The sequence below is a fragment of the Exiguobacterium oxidotolerans JCM 12280 genome, assembly GCF_000702625.1.
Taxonomy (GTDB): Bacteria; Bacillota; Bacilli; order Exiguobacteriales; family Exiguobacteriaceae; genus Exiguobacterium_A; species Exiguobacterium_A oxidotolerans.
Map to the genome: position 1 here is coordinate 27351 of NZ_JNIS01000001.1, position 22799 is coordinate 50149.

Below are 22799 nucleotides of genomic sequence, written 5' to 3' on the forward strand. Positions count from 1 at the left end.
ATTTCTAGTTGGTGATATATATACTATCGGTCTGAAAATTATTTTTTCGAAGTTTTAAAATAAAAGTTCATAATAATTTTTAAGAAAGTCCAGTTCAGCAGCTTCGGAAAGCATGATTGATCAGGTTTGATGAATCAAAAACTAAGGAAATATAGTGGAGAACGAGATGCTAGACGATAAGGGAGTTGAGACCGATGATCAACGCATTATTTTTGAATTGTTCATTAAAATCGTCAGACGAATTATCGAATACGGAAGCCTTAATCAACGAAGTGATTGCTTATTATCAAGACTTTGACATCGAGTCGGAAATCGTTCGCGTCGTCGATTATAACGTCGCCTATGGCGTGACGACTGACGAGGGAGACGGGGACGAGTGGCCGGTAATCTTTGAAAAGGTAAAGGCTGCTGACATCGTCGTCATCGGGACACCACTCTGGCTCGGCGAGAAAAGCAGTATTGCAACCCAGGTCGTCGAACGACTGTATGGCGGGAGCGGCTTAACGAACGATCAAGGACAATACATCTATTACAACAAAGTCGGGGGAGTCATCGTCACGGGGAACGAGGACGGGGCAAAGCATGCATCGGCGTCCATCCTTTACGGATTGTCGCATATCGGCTTTACGATTCCGCCGAACGTCGATACGTACTGGGTCGGTGAAGCGGGACCCGGTCCGTCCTTCATCGAGGCGGACGGGAAAAACAATGCATTCACGCAAGGGCATGCGAAAGTCATGGCCTACAACTTGATGCATTTCGCGAAGCTGTTGCAAGCCCACCCAATCCCGGCTGAAGGCAACGTCGTTGAATAATCTTTATTCAAAAGGAAAATAAAAATCTAAACGAATAAAAGGAGCGGTTGATTGTGATTGAAAAAGTGACGGCAGTATCAAAAGGCATGTACACGGAAGGTCAGGCAGGGAGTCATACGATCCGGATTGATGAACCGGAAAGCATGGGCGGTGGGGATCAAGGTGCGAACCCGCTCGCGACATTACTCGTCGCGCTTGTCGGTTGTGAAAATGCGGTCGCGAACTTCGTCGCGAAAGAGATTGAGTTTGATTTACAAGGAATCGATTTTGAAGTCGAAGGGTCAATCGACCCGCGCGGCATGATGGGGGACCCGTCCGTCCGGACACAATTCAAACGGGTCACGGTTAATGCGAAGGTCACGACATCGGAAACGGAAGAACGGGTCCAGGAATTGCAAAAAATCGTCGATGCCCGTTGTCCGATTTCGACGACACTCGTCGCAGCGGACGTCACCCTTGTCGCAAATTGGACGAAAGCATAAAAGATACCTTCGAAATCTAGACTTGTGCAAAGTCAGATTTCGGAGGTATTCTTATGGCATCTCAGATAAGAGGGGGATAAACAATTGAACTTAACAGTCTTACCAGAAAAATTATCGGTCGTTCGCTATGCGGTTGAAGCCACACTACCAGAATGGGTCTTTCAGAGTGGATCATTTTGGAACATCATGAAAACACGTGATGAGCTATCGGTCGTCTGCGAGACATCCAGTATTCCGACAGACGAGACATACTTAAAAATCGAGTCCGGATTTCGGGCAATCAAGGTCGAAGGTCCACTTGATTTTGCCTTGACGGGTATTTTATCCAAGCTGATTCGTCCACTTGCAGCACATGAAATTAGTATCTTTGCTTTATCCACATATGATACGGACTATATTCTCGTCAAAGATGTCACGCTCGCGCGAACGATTGAACTGCTCAAGGCAAACGGTCATCTCATTTTTGAGTAAATTCCCAGCGTTTGTTTTACATGACGACAATCGAACAATGCTTCAACGCCCTTTTCGTAAACGTCGATGGGGGCGTTTTTTTGATTTCGAGTCAATGTTTTAAAAGGCATGAGCATAAAAATATAATCACATCATAAGACTTGCTATTCTAATAATACTCAATCTGAACTTTTCTTCGGAATATATGTTTTAAGGGCTCTTTAAAGGGTTATATAGAGATAACGAACTAGTAAGTTATACCTATTTTGCTAATGAACTTGATTTTTAAGGTCACAATGATTCGAAAAATAAACCAAACTGCACCTTTCGATACCCTCAGATCCATATTTTATGAACATCTAGCGCAATCGGTTAAGGTACACCTGAAGGAGATCACCCACTTGACTACACCCCTTTCAAACGAAAAAACACTCTCATCTACACATGTCCTAGAAGCCTTAAAAACAAATGTCGCCATGATCCGGTTTGACGTACAACGCCGTGTCGTCGACGTCAATGATTTGTTCGCGAAAACGATGAAATACCGCCGTAACGAAATGATTGGTATGCACCATCACCTGTTTTGTCCAACGGAATTCGTCAACAGTCCTGCTTACCAGGAACTTTGGAATAAATTATTGAGCGGTTTTAGTGCCGCTGACAAAATCAAGCGGATTGATTCGCAAGGCAATGCGATTTGGCTCGAAGCGACGTATATGCCGATTTACGAAAATGATCAGGTCGTAGGCGTCGTCAAGATTGCGTCAGACATTACGTCGCGTCAGGAAACGATTGAAGAATATGCAACATCCTTCGAAGAAATCGCGACACATCTCGATGAGCGTTCGTTTCAAGGAAAGCAAGAAAGTGAAGAATTGAAGCGGACGATTGAAAAAATGGCGACGGATGCCAAAAACAATTTGCAGACGTTAGCGAACTTACAAGCACAATCGTCGGAAATCACAAAAATCGCGGGGACGATTAAAGAAATCGCTGCCCAAACGAACTTGTTGTCTTTGAATGCCTCGATTGAAGCAGCGCGCGCGGGTGAACACGGGAGTGGATTTAACGTCGTTGCGATGGAAGTCAGAAACCTTTCGAAACTCGTCGAACTCGCCGTCGTTAACGTCCGGACGACGACCGATGACATGAACAAGGAATTAAGCCGGATTGAAAGCGGGATTACCCGGGCGAACGAAGATGCTTCGTCAAGCGTCCGCGTCATGGAAGAGACGTTAAGCCGGTTTGATACAGTCAGTCATGCGGCCGAGACCTTGAATCAAACTTCGAAAAAATTCACGACCATTATCTAAACGATTCGTCAGGAGCGAGGAAGCGGCTTCTGACTTTTTAATAGGAGACCGTTCTGAAAATCAAGTATAATGAAAAGAAGGGACGAAACGATTGCACGTCAGGTCGTTTTTTAAAGGACGTGAAACTTGTGAAAAATCATTACATCCTCCTTTTGTTTCTCCTTCTAGCAGGAGTTTTTCTCTACATCGTTTGGATCAATCCGAGTCTCAGGGCGAATGAAATTCATGTCGCACTGGACGGTGACGATGTACAAGACGGATCCTGGAAAAAACCGGTCCGGACGCTAAAACAGGCAGCGACGTTAGCAAAACCTGGGACGACCGTTTATATCCATGCCGGTGTATACACGGAACCGCTCGTCGTCAAAAACAGCGGAACGAAGGCGAAACCGGTCGTCTTTCGACCGTACCGGAATGATGAAGTCATCTTAAGCGGGAAAAAACTCAAGTCGCAAGATGGAACAACAGCGCTCGTCACGATTGACGGGAAGGCCTACGTGACGATTCGCGGCTTGATCATCGAGGACATCAAAACGAAGCGTGCCGATGAAACGGTCATCGGCATTTACCTGACGGGACCGAGCCACGACGTGACGCTTGAGCAAAACACCGTCCGCCGGATCGAAACGTCATCGAAAGACGGAAACGGGCACGGGATTGCCGTCTACGGGACGGAACCGATGCATGACATCACGCTTACGAAAAATCGTGTCGAAGATTGCCGGCTCGGTTCGAGTGAATCAATTGTCTTGAACGGGGACATCCAGCACTTCACCGTCAAAGAGAACCGGGTCAGCCGAAATGATAATATCGGGATCGATTTGATCGGGCATGAGGGCGTCGCGACGAGCGGAACGGATTACGTCCGGGACGGAATCGTCACCGGCAATATCGTCCACGACATCTCGTCTTACGGGAACCCGGCTTACGGGGACGCATACGCTGCCGGCGGGATATACGTCGACGGCGGGAAAAATATCGACATCATCAACAATACTGTCTATCGAAGTGATATCGGAATCGAAGTGACATCCGAGCATCGCGGAAAATATGCTGAACAGATTAACGTCGTCGGGAATACAGTGTATGAAAACAACTATACGGGCATCGCGATTGGCGGCTACGACAGCAAGCGGGGCGGGACACGAAAGACGGTGATTCAACAAAATGTCCTTTACCGGAACGATACGAAGGGCGAAGACGGCGGACAACTGTTGGTCCAGCACTATGTAGAAACGACACGCTTCGAGGAAAATACTGTGACGGCGGGTCCGTCACGCATCATGATCGCCAATTACGTGTCGAGCGGTTCGCCGAATCAGTTCGCACGCAACGTCTATGAAAAAGAGTCCGGCAAGACGAGTGACTGGATTTGGAAAGAGGACACCTTGTCGTTTACTGCATTTAATAAACAAGTCAGTGATGCGACGTCACTGTATACAGATCCGTTATATGTCAATGCCGCGGATTATGACTTCCGGTTAAAGGCAAATTCACCCGTCTTGAAACTCCGTAAATAATCACCACGCACGCTGTATCGCTCAAGTCAAACAAGTTGTAAAATGTTTGCCGTACGAAACGCGTTTCACAAAAAAACGAATCGCTTGGCCGAGGAGGAACATTGTGAAAAAGTCTATCTTAGCATTCTTTTTACTGACACTGATTGGTTGCGTCGGCTATGTCGTCCTCAACCGGGGACCGGACGTCGCCTATGAAAAAATGGTACAAGCAAAAGTGACGCAATATGTCCAAAAACAGTATGGAAAAGCACAAATCGTCGAGGTCCGTCCGGCATATTCTGATACGGATGAAAGTAAGGAGCGGCGCCACCGAATCGCCGTCAAGCTGAAGGCATACAAGCAGGATCAATACATGTTGTACCGCTTAAAGAAAAATAAAGTGATTGAACTCGGACTGACAGAGACATTGCCGATTCCAAAGCAATGAATCACGAAACAGGCATGATGGCCGCGAGCCATCATGCCTGTTTTGTATTTAGGTGCGATTAACCTGCGTCTTTCAACTCTTGATACGGATTGACCCGTGCCGCGATTTGCGCCGGCAGGAGTGAAGCGATTGTCCCGAACAGGATAGGTAAAGCAAGCGAGACACCGATCAGGAGCGGTTCGTCCCACGGAACTAAATCATAGAGGACGTAAATCGTCAGATAGGAAATGCTGAGACCGACCAGCCCTGCGACGAATCCGATCATCATCCCTTCAAGCAGAATCAATTGGCGGATTGACCGATTCGTCCAACCGACAGCTTTCAGGATGGCGAGGGAAGCGCGGCGGTCGGTGACGTTTTGCCACATGATTTCACCGGTCGTCAAAATCGCGATCGTGATTGCGACGCCCATCGTCACGTAATGCATTGGGCCGACTTGAAGCGCAACGAACTGACCAAGCCAGGACGTATAGAGGACGCCTTGCAAGTGAAACGTCACGAACAGGAAGAACGTCAACAGCGCTGTCGGTAACGCAATCGACAGAATCGACAGGGCATTGCGTTTCCATTTGCCGAAGATTTCTTTTAACGCCAGTGTAAAGGTTGAACGTAGACCCAGTTTGATGTGTGAGGATGCGGCGTATTCACCGGTCTTGATCGCTTCGTACGGCGAAATCTGACGAATCGTCCAGGCGGACCAGGCAGCACCGGTCAGGTAAATGAGTGTACTGAACCCGGCGATCAAGACGAGACTCAGTACGTTCATCGTTTCATTGCGGACATACGAGAAAATACTTTCAACGAGCAGGGCGACGATTGAGACGAAGCCTGCGAGAATCGCAGCCTCGATCACGACGATTTTGTAAAGGTCTTTCGTCCGCCAGCCGAGTGCGAGCAAAACAGCGAACTCTTTCCGGCGGGCAAGCATCGAGACGTAACTCGTCGCGAGGACATAAACGATGGCAACGGCAAGCATCGCGAAGATGACACCGGAGAACCCGACGCTCGTCTCACGGAAAATCGTCATCGCGGCACCGATGTGGATCCACGGCTGTTCAATCCAGCCGAGTGTCTTCCCGTCATCAACGACTTTCGTCACGACCGGTTGCGGGGAGGAGCCTTTCGTGATTGTCGCGACGAGACCGGTCTCTTGTTCAATTTGTTTCTTCACGTCCTGCAGCAGTTGTTCCGACTGTTCGCTGACGGTCGCTGCTCCTTTGACTTTGAGTCGAATCGATGAAATCGCTTGTTTCCCGTTAACTGCTAAGGCGCTGTCAAGCGTCGTCAGGATATTCGGTGAACTGGTCAATAGACCGACCGGGTTTCCTGACGTGTCGATTGGTTGCGCCGGATTGACCGGCTTTCCTTCAGCATCAAGGACAAGATCAGCAGACGATGGACGATATGTTTCCATCGGTAATTCATTGAGTGGATCTTTTGAGACGTTGATTTTATTCGGGTCATATAGACCGATGACTTTAAATGACAAGTATGGGAACGCAGTATCTACTTCACCCGGCTTTGGTTTTTTTACTTTCCGTCCAATTGATTCGAGGGTACGGAATCCTTTGTTAGGGAATAACTTTTTACTATACTCCCAACCTTTAATTTTAGTTGGCGATGCAGATACTTCATATGCAGTGTCCCATCGACTTGGATAAGGGCTAGTCGTTGATTTAAATTGAAGCGGACCAGATTTGTAAAGTAGCTGGGCTCCCTCAGCACTACTCATATCAAGGTATATAGAGTTTGTTTTTTCAATAAGTGTTTTTAAATAGGTCTCTTCTACTTTAGATGTTGGAATTTCAAGATGTTGTAACGTTTTTGCGGGATAAGTAGCTAAAACCGAGTCTAGTACTGAACGTTTTGGTTGTTTTCTTATCAATTCATCAATTAGCTTTTGTTGATCTTGTTCCGTTGCAAAGGGAGCATTCAATCGCTCAATCGTGTATTCATAATTGCCCTGATTAAAGGAGTTCGGATTAATTAAAACAGGAATAATGTGTTCATCAGGATAGTTACCGGATTCGTGATGATCCGTGTTCTCGAAATAACGTGAATTATTGCTCGATCGGACACTTTGATCTAGACCGACGAGACGTGCTTCTTGAACTGGGTCTATTCCGACAATTAACACAGGGTTTCTCGCAATCGCATTTTTAAAAGAATCGATTGGTTCGTTAAAAAAGGAAGCATTTTCTGGAACGGATACTTTCGTACCTTGAGCGATGTGGATGACGGTTTTCGATTGTCGTTCATTAGTGAAACCATTTTGAGTGTAGTTCGTCTCTGTCAGACGATATATTCCTGGTGAAGTTGGAAATTTCAAAGCGTTCTCGAAAGTAGCATAAGAATTCGCGTACCCCATCACAGCAATCGGTGCGGCAATATCAATTTCCTTCATTTGTTTGATGTCCTCATACTGTTGAAAGGAAATCCCGCCGTTGATGCCGTTCAAATAGTTCGGCTCGAGCAGGTCACTCGCTTCGGTCGCCATCTGGCTGCCTTTCGGTCGGACGACGATGTCGTAAGCGGACGACCATTTTTTCTGTAATGTCTGTTCGACCGTTCCTTGACTTGAATCGGTCAGGTTGAACATTAAACTGAGTCCGGCACTGATAATCAGGGCACCGACGAGTGTCAAGATGAATTTAAACCGTTGCCGGCGCCAGTGGTTCAAGACAAAACGTAGCATATGGATCCTCCTTGATTTTTTTAATGAGTAGTGAGATGAGCCGTGGAGCATTTGATAAAGTTTCCGACATGAGGAGCTGTGATGTCTTATTTCACCCGCTTTGGATAGTATTCTTACGACGATCTTCAATGATTTGTCCGTCCTGCATGAACAGAATCCGGTCCGCCCGTTCAGCAAGTGCCACGTCATGGGTGACGAACAAAATGCCGCACTGCTCTTCCCGGTGCAAGTCAAGCAACAATTGGAAAATCGTCTCGCCGGTGACGGAATCAAGATTTCCGGTCGGTTCATCGGCAAGGATCCAGCGCGGACGACTGATCAGGGCCCGTGCAATCGCGACCCGTTGTTGTTGACCCCCGGACAGTTGGGCCGGTAACGCGTGTTGTTTTTCAAGTAAGCCGACTTTCTCGAGGATCTGGGCAATCCGTTCTTCTTTGTTGAAGTCGGTCTTTTGTTTTAAGAGCGGGACGAGCACGTTTTCTTTGACCGTCAACGCAGGCAGAAGGTGAAACTGTTGAAAGACGAAGCCGATTTCCTGTGCCCGGAAGGCGGAGAGGCGACGATTTTTCCAACGGCTGATGTCTTGGCCGTCGTATTCGATTTGTCCGGACGTCGGACGGTCGAGTGAACCGATCATACTGAGAAGGGTCGACTTGCCGGAACCCGAAGCACCGACGATTGCCGTCACTTCGGTTGCTGAGAACTGGCACGTGAGGTCGTTTAAGACGAGTGATGGACTCCCGGCCGATTGAAAAGAATGGGAGAGGTGGTTAACGAAAATATCCATTTGAGCGCTCCTTTTACAAAATAAGGTAATATAAACATAGCTTTATTTGAATATTTTGTCTATTCTTCTTTTTAACAGAAGGGGAAAGTGTGATGCCTCTTCCTTTAACGATTAAAAGATAAGCAGAAAGTTTAATCATCAATAATGTTTACAACTAAATAGTTTAGTGTTAAATTATTCAACGGTATAAATAATGCTCTGGAGGATGAGTCCGAAAGCTGAAGTAGAGGAGTGGGGAACGATGGAGCAAGATCAATTATTTAAAATGATTCATACGGTGGAAGCCGTGACGAACGAAGCGATCATCGATTGGAATACACGATTTCCGCATCGACTCGGGATTTCACCGATTTTGACACTCGGTGAGTTGAGTCGAAAAGGTCTGCAAAATCAAATGAAGCTGGCAGAGACGCTTGGCTTCACAGGTGGCGCGATGACGAACATCGCAAAGAAACTGATCAGCCTCGGTCTCGTCGAACGGATTTATAACGAGCAGGACCGGCGGCAAGTATTGTTACAGATCACGCCGGCAGGTACGGCTGTCCTCACGGAAGCTCAAGCGATTGGCAAACAACAGTATGTCGAGCTGTTCGATTGTCTCGACGAAACTGAAATCGAACTCTATTTATCAATCAATGAAAAATTGCTACACAACATCCGCTCGAAACGAAAGAAGGACTGAGAACATGAACCGTGTTTCAAACAAAGTCGCCCTGTTGACGGGTGCCGCATCCGGAATCGGGTTGTCGGCTGCGACATTACTCGCTGCAGAAGGGGCAAGCGTCGTACTCGCCGATTTTAATCACGCGGGTGCTGATACGGCAGCTGCACAGATTCGGCGACGTGGAGGCGATGCTGCTGCGATTTTTTTAGATGCATCAAATGAACAATCGATTCAAGAAGCCGTCGCTTTTACGGTCGCCCGTTATGGGAAAATCGATATTCTGTTCAATAATGTCGGGCTGACGAACTTACGAAAAGACTTAGACATTGTATCGATGGATTTAGCGGAATGGGACCGCTTGATGAACGTCAACCTAAAAAGTGTTCTCCTCGGAGCACGCTACGCGATTCCGCACATGCAGGAAGCAGGGGGAGGGTCGATCATCAACACGGCGTCGATGTCCGCATTCGCCGGTGACAGCATCCGCTCCGCCTACGGAACATCAAAGGCGGGGGTCGTCCAGCTGACGAAATATATCGCGACACAATACGGAAAAGATCAGATCCGTTGTAATGCGATTGCACCGGGGCTGATTTTGACACCAGCTGCAAAAGCGAACATGAGTCCCTCGCTCCTCGCGACGTTTGAAAAATACAATGCCTTGCCCTATCACGGAGAAGCCGATGATATCGGGCATGCCGTCGTCTTTTTAGCATCAGACGAATCGAAGTTCATGACGGGGCAGACGTTACAAATTGAAGGTGGGCATTACATCGGTAATCCGACGAGTCCGGATTTCATGGCGATGCAAGACTAAGCAACGGAAGGGAGACGAAAGACATGAAACGATTAGAAGAAAAAATCACGTTGATTACTGGAGCCGGAAGTGGGATGGGAGAGGCGACAGCCCTCGCGTTTGCGCGTGAAGGCGCCATCGTCATCGCAACTGACATCAATGAGGAAGCAGTCCGAAGCGTCGTCAAACAAATCCACCTGGCGGGAGGACAGGCGTATGCTTTGGACCATGATGTGTCGTCAGGCGCAAGCTGGAAAGCTGTTTTTGAAATGGTCGACCGGGAGTTCAGTCGCCTGGACGTCTTAGTCAACAATGCGGGGATCGCCCTGAGTACGCCATTTTTAGAGCAAGATGAAACGGACTGGGCACGAATCTTCAACATCAACGTCAACAGTGTGTTGCTCGGGATGCAACAAGCGGTTCCGATGATGGAGAACACAGGTGGTTCGATCGTCAACATCGCGTCCATCTCCGCCATCAGCGGAATGGCGGGAGCGGGCGGCTATACGGCGTCAAAAGGAGCGGTCGATGCCGTGACACGGGCAGCCGCCGTCGATTACGGAAAACATAACATTCGTGTCAATGCCGTTTATCCGGGCTACATCGAAACGAAGATGAGTGCGCCGTCGATGGCGACCTATAAAGATTATTTCGAACAGGTGATTCCGCTCGGTCATGTCGGGAATGCGGAAGAGGTCGCGCATGCTGTCCTGTTCCTCGCGACGGATGAAGCGAGCCATATCTCAGGCGTCGGTCTTCCGGTCGACGGGGGCGTCACGGCAAGATAACCGAAGATACATTAAGGCACTGTCCATTCGACAGTGTCTTTTCTTAATGAAAGATTTGGTCAATAAGTAATAGAGGTTGTGATTAAAAGAATTTTTTTACAAAAAAGCGCTATAATGGAAGGTGAAAATGACAAATGAAATGAGTGGATGATTTTGCTTCAATCATGGAAAAAACGATTGATTTACGGAACGGCTGGACTAGCAGTAGTTGGATGTGCGAGTGCATTCTATATCGGCTCTCATCCCGAAGAACCAAAAGCCAGTTCTTACCCGGTCCTATCAAAAGATGTCACGACGATGACGTTTAATCCGAACGACGGTCAGGTCATCCTGCTGTCCGGAAGCGACATCAATCGTTATAAAGAAACACAGGATGATCCGCAAGAGCCGGCATTGATGACGACATTATCAAAAACGGGAACAGAATTAAAGACGGAAACGATTGCTGATCCGGATTTGTATCGGATGGCATTTTCACAAAAGGGAACGGATCCGCGGCATATGTATATCCACCACCTGGACGGTATCGAAGCTGACCACTTTTTTTACGTATGACTTAAAACGGGGGACGTTTAAAAAACATCAGGTGCCGAATACAGCGATCACATCTGTTGCCCATTACGGGAAAGATGTCTGGGTCACATCAAACGCCGCAAAGCCGTCGGAAAACATTCAATTGATCAACGTCCGGACGGACAAACGGTATCCGATTGAAGACCAGTTGATGCCAGTCGTTGATTCACCGATCCTTGAACTGGATCGGACGATTGCTTACGCCAACAACGGTACCGAGGATGATCAAGAAGGGGCGGCCGGAATGGTCCTGCTCGACCAGAAAACCGGAAAATCACGCGTCATTCGAAAAGCGGTTGAACCATATGCCTATACGGCGTTATACGGCGCGAAAGACACCGCGTATTTTGCGACGACCGACGGCATGATGATCAAGCTGAAGACGGACGGCACGATGCAACAAAAGTCATTTTCAGTATTGGATGATGTCAGCTACTGGGCGACGGAACCGATGCGGATGATCAACAACCAGACCGGTTATCAAATCATCAATACCGGTGAAAACGATACGGATCAACGGCTCGTCAAGTGGACGTTCGGACAAGCATTCCGGGTTGAACAGGTTCAACCGAAGTTTTGGAAGCAGGGGAATCATTACCGTTACCTGTACCGGAATCCGTATAAGAAGACGTCCTACTTCACGGAAACGGACACGTCCTCTTCCGGTAAAGACCGGTTGATCGTCACGGACGACCGGTTAAAAACGTTATGGACGATACCGATTGATGGAGAAAAAGGTGTGGATTTTGTGATGGATTAACAGCAGAAGGAGTGAGGGAAATGGCTTTTGAAGAGGTGTACTTGACAGCAATTCAAGCGAGGTTCCGGGCCGTCCGCGAACCGGCGGAGCAGGCACTTGGTTGGCTGAACGAGGAACAGTTTCATCAGACACTCGCACCGGACACGAACAGTGTCGCGTTACTGATTCAGCACATGACGAACAATATGACGTCACGCTGGACCAATTTTTTGACGACGGACGGCGAAAAGCCGGACCGCAATCGGGACGCCGAGTTCGTTGACCAGGGGCATGATAAAGAGACGTTACTGAAACTGTGGCATGACGGCTGGCAGCTTGTCGAATCGGCGCTCGCGTCGTTGACACCGGACGATTTGAAGCGGACCGTTTTAATCCGCGGTGAACCGCATCTAGTCGTCGACGCAATCGAACGACAACTCGCACATTATGCCTATCACACCGGACAGCTGATTTTTTTGATGAAAGTGTTGCTCGGACCGGACTTCAAGCCGTTGACGATTCCCTTGCCGCATCAACGGAAGTGAATAAAACAGACCTGCCTCTTTGACTTAAGGGGCAGGTCTGTTTTTATAAGATATCGCGGACTGGTTTCGTTGATAATGAGATGATGAAAATCCGTTCTCCTTTACTAAGTTTCACGTCCTGGGGTGCATCGAGTTGATCCATTTGATTTCCGCGCATTGATTGATGAATGCTTGATTGTTCTAACATCAACACTTGATAGTCAGAGCGAAGGAGTGTTTTTTCACGGAACGAGACACCACTGTACAGAAAGTCTTTCAGCTCTTCGGATTGCTCAGACCACTTTTGCATCGTACCATCCAAATCATACATGAACGATCGGTAACCTTTCGCGGTATCGAACTGTTCTCCTAATTTCAGTTTCTTTCCCTCATATTGACCAGGTTGAATTACTTTCGTAAACCAGATTTTTTGTTCACCAGAATGGAAATATTCGGTTCCGGTCAGATAAAGGGGCTGATTGGACTGACCAGAAATGGTATAGGTGAATTCAGTTTTATTAGGATTCGTATGTTCTTTAGACTCATCCATATTTAACGTCAACGGCAATTCAATCGGTTTGACGACTTTTTTCGGCACAGCTTCTTCCGAGCTGCAACCGGCAAGTAAAAGTGCCGATAATGAACAGACGAGCATTTGTTTCAACATCCACTTCACGTCCTTCGTATGTAAATAAAGTAAGTATAAAAGGATTGGATGTTATTTACAATCAGAAAAGTGTTCACGGAAAGGGGGGCTTTGCGTGAAAAAACGATTTATTCTTTTGCTGTCACTCGGACTGTTCGGTTGTTTAGCGACATGGAACCAGGAACAGGCAGAGGCGACCGCTTCAATAAAAGTTATGTACGTCGCGCCTAACGGTAAGGATACGAATTCCGGTTCGTTGAAACGACCGCTTAAAACACTGAAACGGGCGAGTCAGCTTGCGAGAGCCGGGACGACGGTCTATCTGCGTCAAGGAACGTACACGGAAGCGTTGACAGTCCGGTACAGCGGAACGAAACAGGCGCCGGTCGTCTTTCGGAATTACCAAACAGAAAAAGTTGTCTTAAGTGGGAGGGCGTTGAAGAAACAGGACGGGGAGACGACGCTCATCCGAATCGAAAACCGGCAGTACGTGACGATTCAAGGACTGGTTGTCGCAGACATCAAAACGACACGAACCAACGAGACACCAATCGGGATTTTTGTCACCGGGGCAGGACGGAACATTCAACTGATCGATAATCAGATCCACCGCATCCAAACGAATGCGAAAGACGGCAATGCCCATGGGATTGCGATTTACGGAACCGGCCGCTTGCAGCAGATTACCGTTCGCGGCAACCGGGTCGAAGACAACCGGCTTGGGGCGAGCGAAGCGCTTGTCTTAAACGGCAACATCGACGGGTTTTCCGTCACGGATAACATCGTCCGCCGTAACGATAATATCGGCATCGACTTGATCGGCTATGAGGGAGTCGCGACGAACAACTCGGAGGATTACGTCCGGAATGGAGTCATTTCCGGGAATCAGGTCACGGACAGTTCGAGTTACGGCAATCCGGTCTACGGCAAGGATTACAATGCGGCCGGCATTTACGTTGACGGGGGAAAACAGCTGACGATTGAACACAATACGGTCGAACGAAATGATATCGGGATTGAAGTGACGAGTGAACATGCGAAAAAGTATGCAGAAGACATTACGGTCCGCGGCAATCTGGTTAAACAAAACCGGTTTACCGGCATTTCAATCGGCGGATACGATAAAAAGCGCGGTGGTACGAAACGGGTCCGGATTACAGACAATCAAGTCACCGGCAATGATACGAAAGGACTCGAAGGCGGACAGCTCCTCGTCCAGCATGATGTCCGTGCTAATCGGATCGACCATAATACGTTTACGACAGGACCGGACAACCTGTTTGTCGCAAATTTCTTCAAAACGAGTTCAGGAAATCGGTTTGAAGATAATACTTATCAATTAAAAAAAGGAACAGCAAAACGCTGGATTTGGTTGGATCACGAGTACCGGACACAGGCAACCTTTGAGCGGGCAGTAAAAGGAGGATTTAATAAGTAAAGCGAGCAGGGATTGTGCGGCATATAGAGAAATGGATGGGGTAAGCGAACGAATTTGGAAAAGGAGCGATCGATATGGGACAGACGCAAGTGTTACAAATCGAGACGGTCATCCAACGACCCGTTGCAGAAGTCTGGACGTACTGGACGGAACCAGAGCATATCAAAGCATGGAATGCGGCATCGGACGATTGGCACACGACGGAAGCGACGAATGATGTCCAGGCAGGCGGTCGGTTCTCCAGTCACATGGCAGCAAAGGATGGCAGTATGGGGTTTGATTTTTCCGGTGTTTATGACGATGTCGTCGTGAACGAAAAATTAGCCTATACACTGGACGACGGTCGCCACGTGACGGTTTTGTTTAAAGCGAATGGGGACGAAACGAACGTCGTCGAAACATTTGAAGCGGAGTCGGCGAATCCGCCCGAGATGCAGCAAGCGGGCTGGCAATCGATTCTTGACCGCTTCAAAGAATATGCGGAACAACAATGAAACAGACAAAAGCCCTTCTCTAAGCAGGAGGGCTTTTGTCTGTAAAGAAAAAATCGATTTACTGTTGTACTTGAATTAATTTTTCACCGCAATTTTGACAAATCGAATTGAGGGTCTTCGTACAATCTGCACAATATGTACAGTTGTGCGAACAATGATACGTTTCCTGACCTTCTTCAAATGTCTCCGCACAGCGGGTGCAATTTGTTGCCTGCATGTCGTTCACCTCACGTCTCGTTTGATCTGTCTTAATTGTACGAAACGAAACTGTGACCGGACAGATGGTTTTCCTCGTATTCAAGTAGCTTCGCCTAAGAATCAATGGTAATTTAAAGATATGTCTTCATAATATTAGGAGGGTGAAAAATGGACGAAATTGATTACGCCATCATCCATGCGTTACAAGCGGACGGACGGATGTCCTGGACGGAACTCGGCAAAACGGTTGGTCTTTCAACCCCTGCCGTCAACGAGCGAGTAAAAAAACTTGAGGACCGTGGAGTCATCGAAGGATACCGCGCGGTCATCAATCCCGTCGCGATCGAAAAAACGATCATGGCGATTTTGATGTTCGAGCAGACACGCTGCGCGGCGTTCATCACGTTTTGTAAAGACCATCCGGATGTCGTCGAGTGCCACCGGCTTGCCGGGACGTTTAATTTCATGGTCAAACTGTACACGCCGTCGGTCGAAACACTGGAAGCGTTCATCGATGCTTCGATGGAATACGGAAAACCGTCGACCTGGATTCGTCTGTCATCGCCGGTCGCCTTTAAGGCGTTTACGGTCGGGGATGGAGTGTTGTTATGAACCGGATTTCTGACCAGATTCTGCGAGTGAGCGTCATTAGATGATAACAGATATTAATTTTTTGTTGTTAAGTAGAATTTAAGTACTCTAATTTTAAAAAGGACTGAGAAAATTTATCATGGTGCTGGACGATGATGTACATATTCGGACAATGACCACTAACGATTTTTATTTAATGGTTAAATAATCAGAAGGTATTAGAGTTCTATGAGGAACCACCTTCAAACTTAGAGCGAGTGATCAACAAATATGGTCCTAGGATTAAAAGGGAACACTATGTCACGCCTTGTATTGTAGAGTACAAAAATCAACCAATCGGTTATATACAGTACTACAAGATTCAGGAAACTGATTTGAAAAAATATGAACTTCCAAATTATCAAGATATTTATGGGATAGATCAATTTATTGGAGAACCGCAATTATGGGGCAAAGGAATCGGTTCGATAATGATTCGAAAGATGGTGGATTATCTTTTGGATGACAAAGGTGCTGCAATGGTGGTATTGGACGTAAAAAAAACGAATACACGAGCAATTTCAAGTTATGAAAAGAGTGGTTTCAAACAAATCAAAGAGCTAAATAATGACTCGATTTTAATGGCAGGCATAAAAAAACGTGCGAATGAACTTTTTGTAGATGGCTTGAGATTGTTTATATTCCTTGTTCTAGTCACCTACCTCACTATTCCTATATCACAATAAATCTGGTTTACGAAACTAGATATTTAAAAACAACAATTTCATTAACAAATTCAAATGGAAAGGGGACAGACCGATGTACACAGTAAATGATTCCGTTCTGTCGATTCGGACATATCCAGCCAAACATCAAAAACACCGTAACACGATCTGTTTGTATCATGGCTGGGGATCGAGTGTGACCAAATATGATGAATTCGCCCGAATGCTTTCCGGTAAAGGATTTACCGTCATTGTGCCGGAGCTGATTTTGCATGACAGCCGCAATGCGCTAGGTGCGTATTTTGACCAAGGAATCGTCGAACAGCACTTTTGGGAAATCGTGTTTCAAAGCATCGAAGAATCGGACACGCTCATCAAGCAGCTGAATATTCCGAAAGAGGACATCATTTGGCTCGGCGTCTCGATGGGAGGATTCATCGCGAGCGGTGCAGCGGCTAAACAACAGGGAAGCGCAGGATTGATTAACATCAACGGGTCCGGCTCCTTCCTCTTTGCGGAACAGCTTTTACGAAGCCGTGACAAAAGAACGACGTTGTCCACTTCAGAAGAACAACGCTTGAGAAAGTATGATCCCTTGTCGCAAGAACAGGTGACACCGACATTATTGTTACATGGAGAGGACGATGAGGTCATTCCGATTGCGACACAGCAGCATTATGTGGATTCAACTAACAATGATGTCACGTTCCTCAAATATCCAAACATCAACCATACCGTCTCAGATGACATGATTGCCGACATCTTGAACTGGTTGGATGAGCATTTTTAACAGTTCAGAAAAACGGTTCGCAGGAATTGATGTTATCCCGAAGATGGAAGCGAGAGTCGCCAGCATGATGCTTTCTCCCTGATTCTTACCGCAAGATTTTTTCGAGCGTTTTTCCTTTTGCCAACTCGTCAATCAGTTTGTCGAGATAGCGGATTTCGCGCATTAACGGCTCCTCGACGTATTCGACCCGGACACCACAGACGACACCTTTAATGAGTGAACGCCGTTCCTGCATGTCTGGTGCTTCCGCAAAAAAAGTTTCGAAAGTCGTCGTATCTTGCGATAACGTCGAGAGCTGTTGTTCCGAGTACCCGGTCAACCAACGGATGATCGTATCGACTTCCTGTTTTGTCCGACCTTTCCGTTCCGCTTTTTTGACGTAAAGCGGATAGACGCTTGAGAACGCTGTCGTGTACAACCGGTGTTTCGTCATCGTAGTTCCTCCTTTTCGTTAGAAAGAAAGACCCTCCTTTTCTCGTGAAAAAGAGGGCCGTTGCCAATGAGGGATGGTTTCCAGTACAAGTTTCACCGATACGAAGATCAAAAAACGGATCCATTAACGTCGGGCCTGTTTCATTCTCCAACGGATTGAGATCAAAAAAGCAGAAATTCCGGAAAAAACAAATAAATAGAAGCAAAAAAAGAAGGCAAACTCCCCGTAATCTTCAAGACTTGCGAACGGATTATCCGTAATGAACGGTTCCGGCAAAATCCCGATGAAGAACAGCGGGAGGAACAATAGGAAAAACCGTTTCCAAAAGTAGTATTTGTAAGGGGTACCCGTACGGACTTCCATCAGTCGACTCCTTTCCGACGAATCATGATTGAAAAATCCTTAATTTAACAAATTATATCATTTTTTTATTTGGTGTATCTGATTGATTTAAAAAAGTCGTCAATCGAAAAGATGGTTCGTCGCAATCCATCTCGTCAAGACGATATACAAAGTTTCTGATGCTGCTCTTTGATTTGGTTGTACATTTCGTCCGTCGATTGTGCGGCATCGATCCGGATGACGGGTGATCTCGAAAGAAGCATTTGGAGTTGATGTTCTGCCAATGTCCCAATCTTGGCAGGGTCCGTCTCCGTCAAATATGTCCTGCACCAGTCGAGGAAATCGTTAGAACCTGAAAAATCGGGATAGCGTGCCTGTTCCCGTTTGATTAACCGGTTCATCCGTGTTTCTTCATCCAACGTTAAAAATACGAGCAACTCGCGGTCCGGGAAGCCGTAGGGGTTCCACGAAAAGACGGAACCGGAAACAACGTACTGGTGGTGCCGTTTGATGTCCTGATCATATAAAGTATATCGTTCGTCGACCGTCCGCTTTTCGGTGAACGTTTGATCCGTCCACAAGTAGTGATCGCTGTCGATCCAAGGTATCCCTTCTTCTTGCCCGATCCACTTGCCAAGCGTACTTTTGCCGGTGCCGGAACCGCCGATGATTTGAATGCGCATGATTGAACTCCTCCTAAAAATCTAGTCTCGCTATTAAATAATCAGGCAATCACGAAGGTATCCCGCAGTTCGACAATCGTTCCTTCCGGTGCTTTTAATTTACTGAGGTGCCCGTCGACGACGAAATAGATGTTTCCACCGTTTTTCGGCAGGAAGGTGACGCCGAGCTGTTCAAGCCGTGCGACTTCCGCCGCTAAATCGTCAACATATAAAGCGAAGTGGACGGGTCCCGCGGCCTGTTTCGTATAAGGCGACAAGGCGTCACCCGATTTTGCCGTTTGCAGCTCGATGTAAAAATCACCGAGCTTAAGCCAACTGTTAAACGCGCGGGTGTGAAAGTCCGGAGATTCCTGGACGAGTTCGAACCCAAGTGCTTCATAAAAGGTTTTAGAGGCTGCATAATCAGCCGTTTGGATACAGATGTGATGAATTTGTTTCAACTTATGGACGTCCTTTCGAAACGGACCGCGAGCGGCGCACCGTTTTTTTTTGTATACATTAGTTTAGCATATTTAAAAACGTTTCAATGCAGTCAAAAAACTCCACCGGCTCTAGAAAAAGCAAGGTGGAGTAGCGGTCACGGCTTGACGTCGATGACATGGAACGTAACACCCTGACCGTCCGTAACGGAATAGGCAATCGTCCCATTGACATAAATCGGTTTAGACGTCGTGTCTTCCATCCCGGTCAACGGGGCGACGGTTCTGCGCGTTAAGTCGGCATAGAGGAGTTGCGACGTGTTTTCACGGAAGATTAGCCGGTCGCGGGACAAGAAACGAAACGCATCGACGGTTGAATGCCGATCTGATAACTCATAAGTGAAGTCGGATTCTTTTGAATCAAGCGTTAAAAAAGCAGCGTATCCCTCTTCACCGATTGCGACGTAATCAGTGCCGTACTCAAAATCAATCAGTCCACCAATCGGTCGCTGGAACCTGCCGTCGTCACTCGCAAGGCGCGAGGTTTTAGTCCCGTCCTTGAACGTGCTGGTATGAATCAAGCGTCCGGCGTCGCCCAATCGGAAATCAAACGGTAAGATGCCGTCCTGTTTTCCTTTGCTTAGGTCATACTGTTCGTGGACGATGATTGTATCGGCGGCGACATCAAAGGACTTCATCAGCGTTGTCGTCTTCTTCGCCGTTGCGTCATGGATTAGCCAGGAGACACGCGTCGTTGAAGCGTCAAGCATCGGGATCGACGCGTCGAAGCGGCTGACCCCTCGGTCGAGCATATCCTGTTTCCCGTTTTTGAGATTGAAGCTATGAATCGTCCAGGCAATCCCGTCCTCTGCCGGCGCTGACGCAACCCAAAACAGGTAATGGGACACACCGGTCAACGAGGCGATCGTCTGATCGGACGTCTCGATCACTTCATTTGTGTTCGATCCCGGAGAATAGCGGTAAATCGTGCTGTTGACCTTGTTTTCGTTCGTCTGGATGAAGTGTGTGTAGTAAATATCGTGTTCATATAGATACTCCGGAGCAATCTGGATTGACTGACCGACAAAAAAGGACGACAGATTGTACGATTTTTGCGTACCGATTGAAACAAAATCCTCCTTTTTTGATAATGCGACCGGCTTATGTTCGCTTGAAACCGGCGTCGCGGGAGCGGTTGAAACAGCTTCTGCTTTAACGCCCAATGAGTTTTTTGTAACCGACGCGGTGTCATTCGTGCACCCGCTCGTGATGGCGAGCGCGAGTGTGGCGACGGCGAAAGCAGTTTTGGTGTACATGAAGGATTCTCCTTTTTTAAGTAGATTGAAAAATCGTCAATCAGATGAAAAACGATACCAAAACGTGTAGACTGGTGAAGTACCTAATTATTGTAACAGATGGACTGAATCTCCATCTTTTTCTGGGGATTCAGGTAAATGGGATTTTTAGATTCAACAAGGAGAGTGCATCGAAATGGCAAGAACATTACAGAAATCAGCGACGGACAAATCGATCCAGGGTGTCTGCGGCGGACTCGCGGAACAGCTTGGCTTGTCGTCATTCGCCGTCCGCTTAATTTTTATTTTTATCCCACTACCGGTCAACCTCATCATTTATATGATTCTTGCGAATGCGATGGCGAGTCCACCGCGGACGCTGTAACACGAGCTTTAACTAGAGAGGAGACAAACAAGATGAACAAACAAAACCGCACGTCATCCTTAGCGGCGCGACTGGTCGCGATCACAATCGGCGCCTTGATTGGAGTATCCATCATGTACAGCATGCAAGAAGAATTCAACTGGGGTGTCCTCCTTGGTTTTATCGGCGGAGCACTCCTGATAGGGGGCATCAGTGCCGTAGCACGTAAGAAGCGGCACTCGTAACTGGTTAAAATAAGGGGGAAAAGAAATGAGTTATTGGATTTGTACGACCTGCGGGGTGCAGACGGATGCGGTTGAAGTTCAACCATCGACCTGCCGGATTTGCAGTGATGAACGGCAATACGTCAATCCGGACGGACAATCGTGGACGACACGTGAGGCGATGGTCGCGTCCGGAAACTACCGGACGACAGTGACGCCGGAGCAACCGGGGCTGATGAGTCTCGTGACATCACCACAATTCGGAATCGGGCAAACGGCGTATCTGGTCGCCGGGGCAAAGCGGTTGTTATGGGACTGTATTACTTATCTCGATCAGACCGTGATTGATGAAATCAATCAACAGGGGGGACTTGACGCGATTGCTTTGTCACATCCGCATTATTATGCGACACAAGTCGACTGGGCAGAAGCATTTGGCGTTCCGATCTATATCCATCAGGCAGATGAACAATGGGTGACGCGACCGAGCGACCGGATTATTTTCTGGTCCGGTGACCGGCTGGAACTGGCAGATGACCTCGTTCTGCACCGGATTGGTGGTCATTTTGACGGCGCGACGGTCCTTGAGTGGACGCAGGGAGACACAGGGCGTGGTGTCCTGCTGACGGGTGATATCGTCCGTGTCGTCGCCGACCGGGCGTGGGTCAGCTTCATGTACAGTTACCCGAACCTGATTCCGTTACCGGCAACGACAGTAGCGCAGATGGCGTCGCAACTCAGCACGCTGTCATTTAACCAGTTGTATGATGCCTTTCACCGCATCGTCGAAAACGACGCTGCGGGTGCAGTTGCCCGGTCGGCAACGCGTTACATCGATGCATTAGGCGGCACGGATGATTAAGGGACTATACGAAGCGCATCTCCCGGTCCGGAATTTACAACAGTCGATTGCCTTTTACGAAGGACTCGGGCTGACACTCGATCATATCGTCGACGACCGGTTGGCGTTCCTCTGGATCGTCAAAGAAGAAAGTTGGCTCGGCCTCTGGGTCGCGGATCAAGTCGAACTCGACTATCACCCGTCCATCCGGCATATCGCCTTCCAGGTCGAACTGGAAGCATTGACGGATGCCGTTAATTGGTTGACGGCGCGCGGTTACACACCACGAAAAGCGTTCGGGTTCGAACCGACGGAACCGTTCGTCATGGTACTGGCGCACCACGCGCACGCGAAGATCCATGTGAATGACCCGGACGGGAACAGTCTTGAATTCATCTGTCCGGTCGCCAATCCACACCGGATCACGGGTACGATGTACTGGAGCGACTGGTTACATATGAACGCTCAAGTAGAGGAGGAGACCGATGAAACAAGCAATCATCTTTGATATGGACGGAACGTTATTTCAGACGCACCGGATTCTAGGGCCGGCTTTAGAAGTCGCTTTTACCAAGTTACGGCAAGCCGGTAAATGGCATGACGCAACACCGCTCGATACATACGAAACAATCATGGGTGTCCCGTTACCGCAAGTCTGGGCGACCCTCTTGCCTGCACATCCGGAAACCGACCGCAAGCAGATGGACGACTGGTTTCAACAAGGCTTAATCGAGCGAATTCAGACAGGGCAAGGCGCCTAGTAT

The 22799-nt window shown here is 47.8% G+C and carries 31 protein-coding genes; 22 read left to right on the plus strand and 9 right to left on the minus strand.

What is annotated here, in order from left to right; all coding sequences use genetic code 11:
• The first annotated feature begins 194 nt into the window (after positions 1 to 194).
• The 6 genes from P403_RS0100175 to P403_RS0100200 all read left to right on the plus strand — a co-directional run bounded on the left by P403_RS0100175 (position 195) and on the right by P403_RS0100200 (position 5007).
• Positions 195 to 815: a flavodoxin family protein gene (locus tag P403_RS0100175; protein ID WP_029329978.1), complete on the plus strand. Its 621-nt coding sequence runs from the start codon at positions 195 to 197 to the stop codon at positions 813 to 815.
• A gap of 86 nt (positions 816 to 901) precedes the next feature.
• Complete coding sequence (locus tag P403_RS0100180; RefSeq protein WP_051667456.1) at positions 902 to 1297, plus strand: OsmC family protein; 396 nt, start codon at positions 902 to 904, stop codon at positions 1295 to 1297.
• An 84-nt stretch (positions 1298 to 1381) separates the two neighbouring features.
• On the plus strand, positions 1382 to 1768 hold the full coding sequence (locus tag P403_RS0100185; RefSeq protein WP_029329983.1) for an ACT domain-containing protein: 387 nt from the start codon (positions 1382 to 1384) through the stop codon (positions 1766 to 1768).
• A 380-nt stretch (positions 1769 to 2148) separates the two neighbouring features.
• A complete protein-coding gene (locus P403_RS0100190; protein WP_029329985.1) occupies positions 2149 to 3060 on the plus strand; it encodes a methyl-accepting chemotaxis protein in 912 nt (303 codons plus the stop codon).
• 128 nt (positions 3061 to 3188) lie between these two features.
• Positions 3189 to 4580 carry a right-handed parallel beta-helix repeat-containing protein gene (locus P403_RS0100195; RefSeq protein ID WP_029329986.1) on the plus strand — a complete coding sequence of 464 codons (1392 nt, stop codon included), beginning with the start codon at positions 3189 to 3191 and terminating at the stop codon, positions 4578 to 4580.
• 103 nt (positions 4581 to 4683) lie between these two features.
• Positions 4684 to 5007 carry a hypothetical protein gene (locus tag P403_RS0100200; protein ID WP_029329988.1) on the plus strand — a complete coding sequence of 108 codons (324 nt, stop codon included), beginning with the start codon at positions 4684 to 4686 and terminating at the stop codon, positions 5005 to 5007.
• A gap of 58 nt (positions 5008 to 5065) precedes the next feature.
• Here the strand turns inward: P403_RS0100200 and P403_RS0100205 are convergent, their stop codons facing one another.
• The gene (locus tag P403_RS0100205) at positions 5066 to 7702 is read right to left on the minus strand and encodes an ABC transporter permease (RefSeq protein WP_029329990.1); all 2637 of its coding nucleotides are present in this window, start codon (positions 7700 to 7702) and stop codon (positions 5066 to 5068) included.
• Between the two features lie 91 nt (positions 7703 to 7793).
• Positions 7794 to 8489, minus strand: coding sequence for an ABC transporter ATP-binding protein (locus P403_RS0100210; RefSeq protein WP_034800718.1), 696 nt, complete (start codon positions 8487 to 8489; stop codon positions 7794 to 7796).
• Positions 8490 to 8694: 205 nt separating this feature from the next.
• Here P403_RS0100210 and P403_RS0100215 point away from each other — a divergent pair, with 205 nt between their 5' ends.
• The 6 genes from P403_RS0100215 to P403_RS0100235 all read left to right on the plus strand — a co-directional run bounded on the left by P403_RS0100215 (position 8695) and on the right by P403_RS0100235 (position 12594).
• Positions 8695 to 9171 carry a MarR family winged helix-turn-helix transcriptional regulator gene (locus P403_RS0100215; RefSeq protein ID WP_235195145.1) on the plus strand — a complete coding sequence of 159 codons (477 nt, stop codon included), beginning with the start codon at positions 8695 to 8697 and terminating at the stop codon, positions 9169 to 9171.
• A gap of 4 nt (positions 9172 to 9175) precedes the next feature.
• Positions 9176 to 9970, plus strand: coding sequence for an SDR family NAD(P)-dependent oxidoreductase (locus tag P403_RS0100220; protein ID WP_029329996.1), 795 nt, complete (start codon positions 9176 to 9178; stop codon positions 9968 to 9970).
• Between the two features lie 23 nt (positions 9971 to 9993).
• The gene (locus P403_RS0100225; RefSeq protein ID WP_029330003.1) at positions 9994 to 10737 is read left to right on the plus strand and encodes an SDR family NAD(P)-dependent oxidoreductase; all 744 of its coding nucleotides are present in this window, start codon (positions 9994 to 9996) and stop codon (positions 10735 to 10737) included.
• Positions 10738 to 10884: 147 nt separating this feature from the next.
• Positions 10885 to 11292 carry a hypothetical protein gene (locus P403_RS16705; protein WP_235195146.1) on the plus strand — a complete coding sequence of 136 codons (408 nt, stop codon included), beginning with the start codon at positions 10885 to 10887 and terminating at the stop codon, positions 11290 to 11292.
• Between the two features lie 31 nt (positions 11293 to 11323).
• Positions 11324 to 12070 carry a hypothetical protein gene (locus P403_RS16710; protein ID WP_235195147.1) on the plus strand — a complete coding sequence of 249 codons (747 nt, stop codon included), beginning with the start codon at positions 11324 to 11326 and terminating at the stop codon, positions 12068 to 12070.
• A gap of 20 nt (positions 12071 to 12090) precedes the next feature.
• Positions 12091 to 12594: a DUF1572 family protein gene (locus tag P403_RS0100235; protein ID WP_029330010.1), complete on the plus strand. Its 504-nt coding sequence runs from the start codon at positions 12091 to 12093 to the stop codon at positions 12592 to 12594.
• Between the two features lie 43 nt (positions 12595 to 12637).
• On the opposite strand, the gene P403_RS0100240 is transcribed toward P403_RS0100235, so the two are convergent.
• A complete protein-coding gene (locus P403_RS0100240) occupies positions 12638 to 13240 on the minus strand; it encodes a hypothetical protein (RefSeq protein ID WP_029330012.1) in 603 nt (200 codons plus the stop codon).
• Positions 13241 to 13334: 94 nt separating this feature from the next.
• On the opposite strand from P403_RS0100240, the gene P403_RS0100245 reads away from it, so the two are divergent.
• Together P403_RS0100245 and P403_RS0100250 are read left to right on the plus strand one after the other, a co-directional pair.
• Complete coding sequence (locus tag P403_RS0100245; protein WP_029330014.1) at positions 13335 to 14657, plus strand: right-handed parallel beta-helix repeat-containing protein; 1323 nt, start codon at positions 13335 to 13337, stop codon at positions 14655 to 14657.
• Between the two features lie 74 nt (positions 14658 to 14731).
• Positions 14732 to 15151, plus strand: coding sequence for an SRPBCC domain-containing protein (locus P403_RS0100250; RefSeq protein WP_029330016.1), 420 nt, complete (start codon positions 14732 to 14734; stop codon positions 15149 to 15151).
• A gap of 58 nt (positions 15152 to 15209) precedes the next feature.
• On the opposite strand, the gene P403_RS16345 is transcribed toward P403_RS0100250, so the two are convergent.
• Positions 15210 to 15368, minus strand: a complete 159-nt coding sequence (locus P403_RS16345; protein WP_084157592.1) for a DUF1272 domain-containing protein — start codon at positions 15366 to 15368, stop codon at positions 15210 to 15212.
• Positions 15369 to 15517: 149 nt separating this feature from the next.
• Between P403_RS16345 and P403_RS0100255 the strand changes: the two genes are divergently transcribed.
• The 3 genes from P403_RS0100255 (at position 15518) to P403_RS0100265 (ending at position 17434) form a co-directional block, all read left to right on the plus strand.
• A complete protein-coding gene (locus P403_RS0100255; protein ID WP_029330018.1) occupies positions 15518 to 15961 on the plus strand; it encodes an Lrp/AsnC family transcriptional regulator in 444 nt (147 codons plus the stop codon).
• Between the two features lie 236 nt (positions 15962 to 16197).
• Positions 16198 to 16665 carry a GNAT family N-acetyltransferase gene (locus P403_RS15900; protein WP_235195148.1) on the plus strand — a complete coding sequence of 156 codons (468 nt, stop codon included), beginning with the start codon at positions 16198 to 16200 and terminating at the stop codon, positions 16663 to 16665.
• Between the two features lie 73 nt (positions 16666 to 16738).
• Positions 16739 to 17434: an alpha/beta hydrolase gene (locus tag P403_RS0100265; protein WP_051667251.1), complete on the plus strand. Its 696-nt coding sequence runs from the start codon at positions 16739 to 16741 to the stop codon at positions 17432 to 17434.
• Between the two features lie 85 nt (positions 17435 to 17519).
• On the opposite strand, the gene P403_RS0100270 is transcribed toward P403_RS0100265, so the two are convergent.
• From P403_RS0100270 to P403_RS0100290, 5 genes are all read right to left on the minus strand, one after another.
• Positions 17520 to 17867 carry a DUF2200 domain-containing protein gene (locus P403_RS0100270; protein ID WP_029330028.1) on the minus strand — a complete coding sequence of 116 codons (348 nt, stop codon included), beginning with the start codon at positions 17865 to 17867 and terminating at the stop codon, positions 17520 to 17522.
• Between the two features lie 123 nt (positions 17868 to 17990).
• Entirely contained in the window at positions 17991 to 18230 is a 240-nt protein-coding gene (locus P403_RS0100275) for a hypothetical protein (protein WP_029330030.1), read from the minus strand.
• Between the two features lie 134 nt (positions 18231 to 18364).
• Positions 18365 to 18892: a shikimate kinase gene (locus tag P403_RS0100280; protein WP_029330031.1), complete on the minus strand. Its 528-nt coding sequence runs from the start codon at positions 18890 to 18892 to the stop codon at positions 18365 to 18367.
• 41 nt (positions 18893 to 18933) lie between these two features.
• Positions 18934 to 19332: a VOC family protein gene (locus tag P403_RS0100285; RefSeq protein ID WP_029330033.1), complete on the minus strand. Its 399-nt coding sequence runs from the start codon at positions 19330 to 19332 to the stop codon at positions 18934 to 18936.
• A 137-nt stretch (positions 19333 to 19469) separates the two neighbouring features.
• Entirely contained in the window at positions 19470 to 20627 is a 1158-nt protein-coding gene (locus P403_RS0100290) for a hypothetical protein (protein WP_029330035.1), read from the minus strand.
• Between the two features lie 175 nt (positions 20628 to 20802).
• Between P403_RS0100290 and P403_RS0100295 the strand changes: the two genes are divergently transcribed.
• From P403_RS0100295 to P403_RS16950, 5 genes are read left to right on the plus strand one after another with little or no spacing between them, the layout of a single operon-like run.
• Positions 20803 to 20991 (plus strand): PspC domain-containing protein, encoded by a 189-nt coding sequence (locus P403_RS0100295; protein ID WP_029330037.1) that lies wholly within the window; start codon positions 20803 to 20805, stop codon positions 20989 to 20991.
• A gap of 32 nt (positions 20992 to 21023) precedes the next feature.
• Entirely contained in the window at positions 21024 to 21215 is a 192-nt protein-coding gene (locus tag P403_RS15905; RefSeq protein WP_034800721.1) for a hypothetical protein, read from the plus strand.
• Positions 21216 to 21240: 25 nt separating this feature from the next.
• Entirely contained in the window at positions 21241 to 22056 is an 816-nt protein-coding gene (locus tag P403_RS0100305) for an MBL fold metallo-hydrolase (protein WP_029330039.1), read from the plus strand.
• Positions 22049 to 22543 (plus strand): VOC family protein, encoded by a 495-nt coding sequence (locus tag P403_RS0100310; RefSeq protein WP_029330040.1) that lies wholly within the window; start codon positions 22049 to 22051, stop codon positions 22541 to 22543. Before P403_RS0100305 ends, P403_RS0100310 begins: the two co-directional genes overlap by 8 nt.
• Positions 22521 to 22796: a hypothetical protein gene (locus P403_RS16950; RefSeq protein WP_338042091.1), complete on the plus strand. Its 276-nt coding sequence runs from the start codon at positions 22521 to 22523 to the stop codon at positions 22794 to 22796. Before P403_RS0100310 ends, P403_RS16950 begins: the two co-directional genes overlap by 23 nt.
• Positions 22797 to 22799 lie beyond the last annotated feature (3 nt).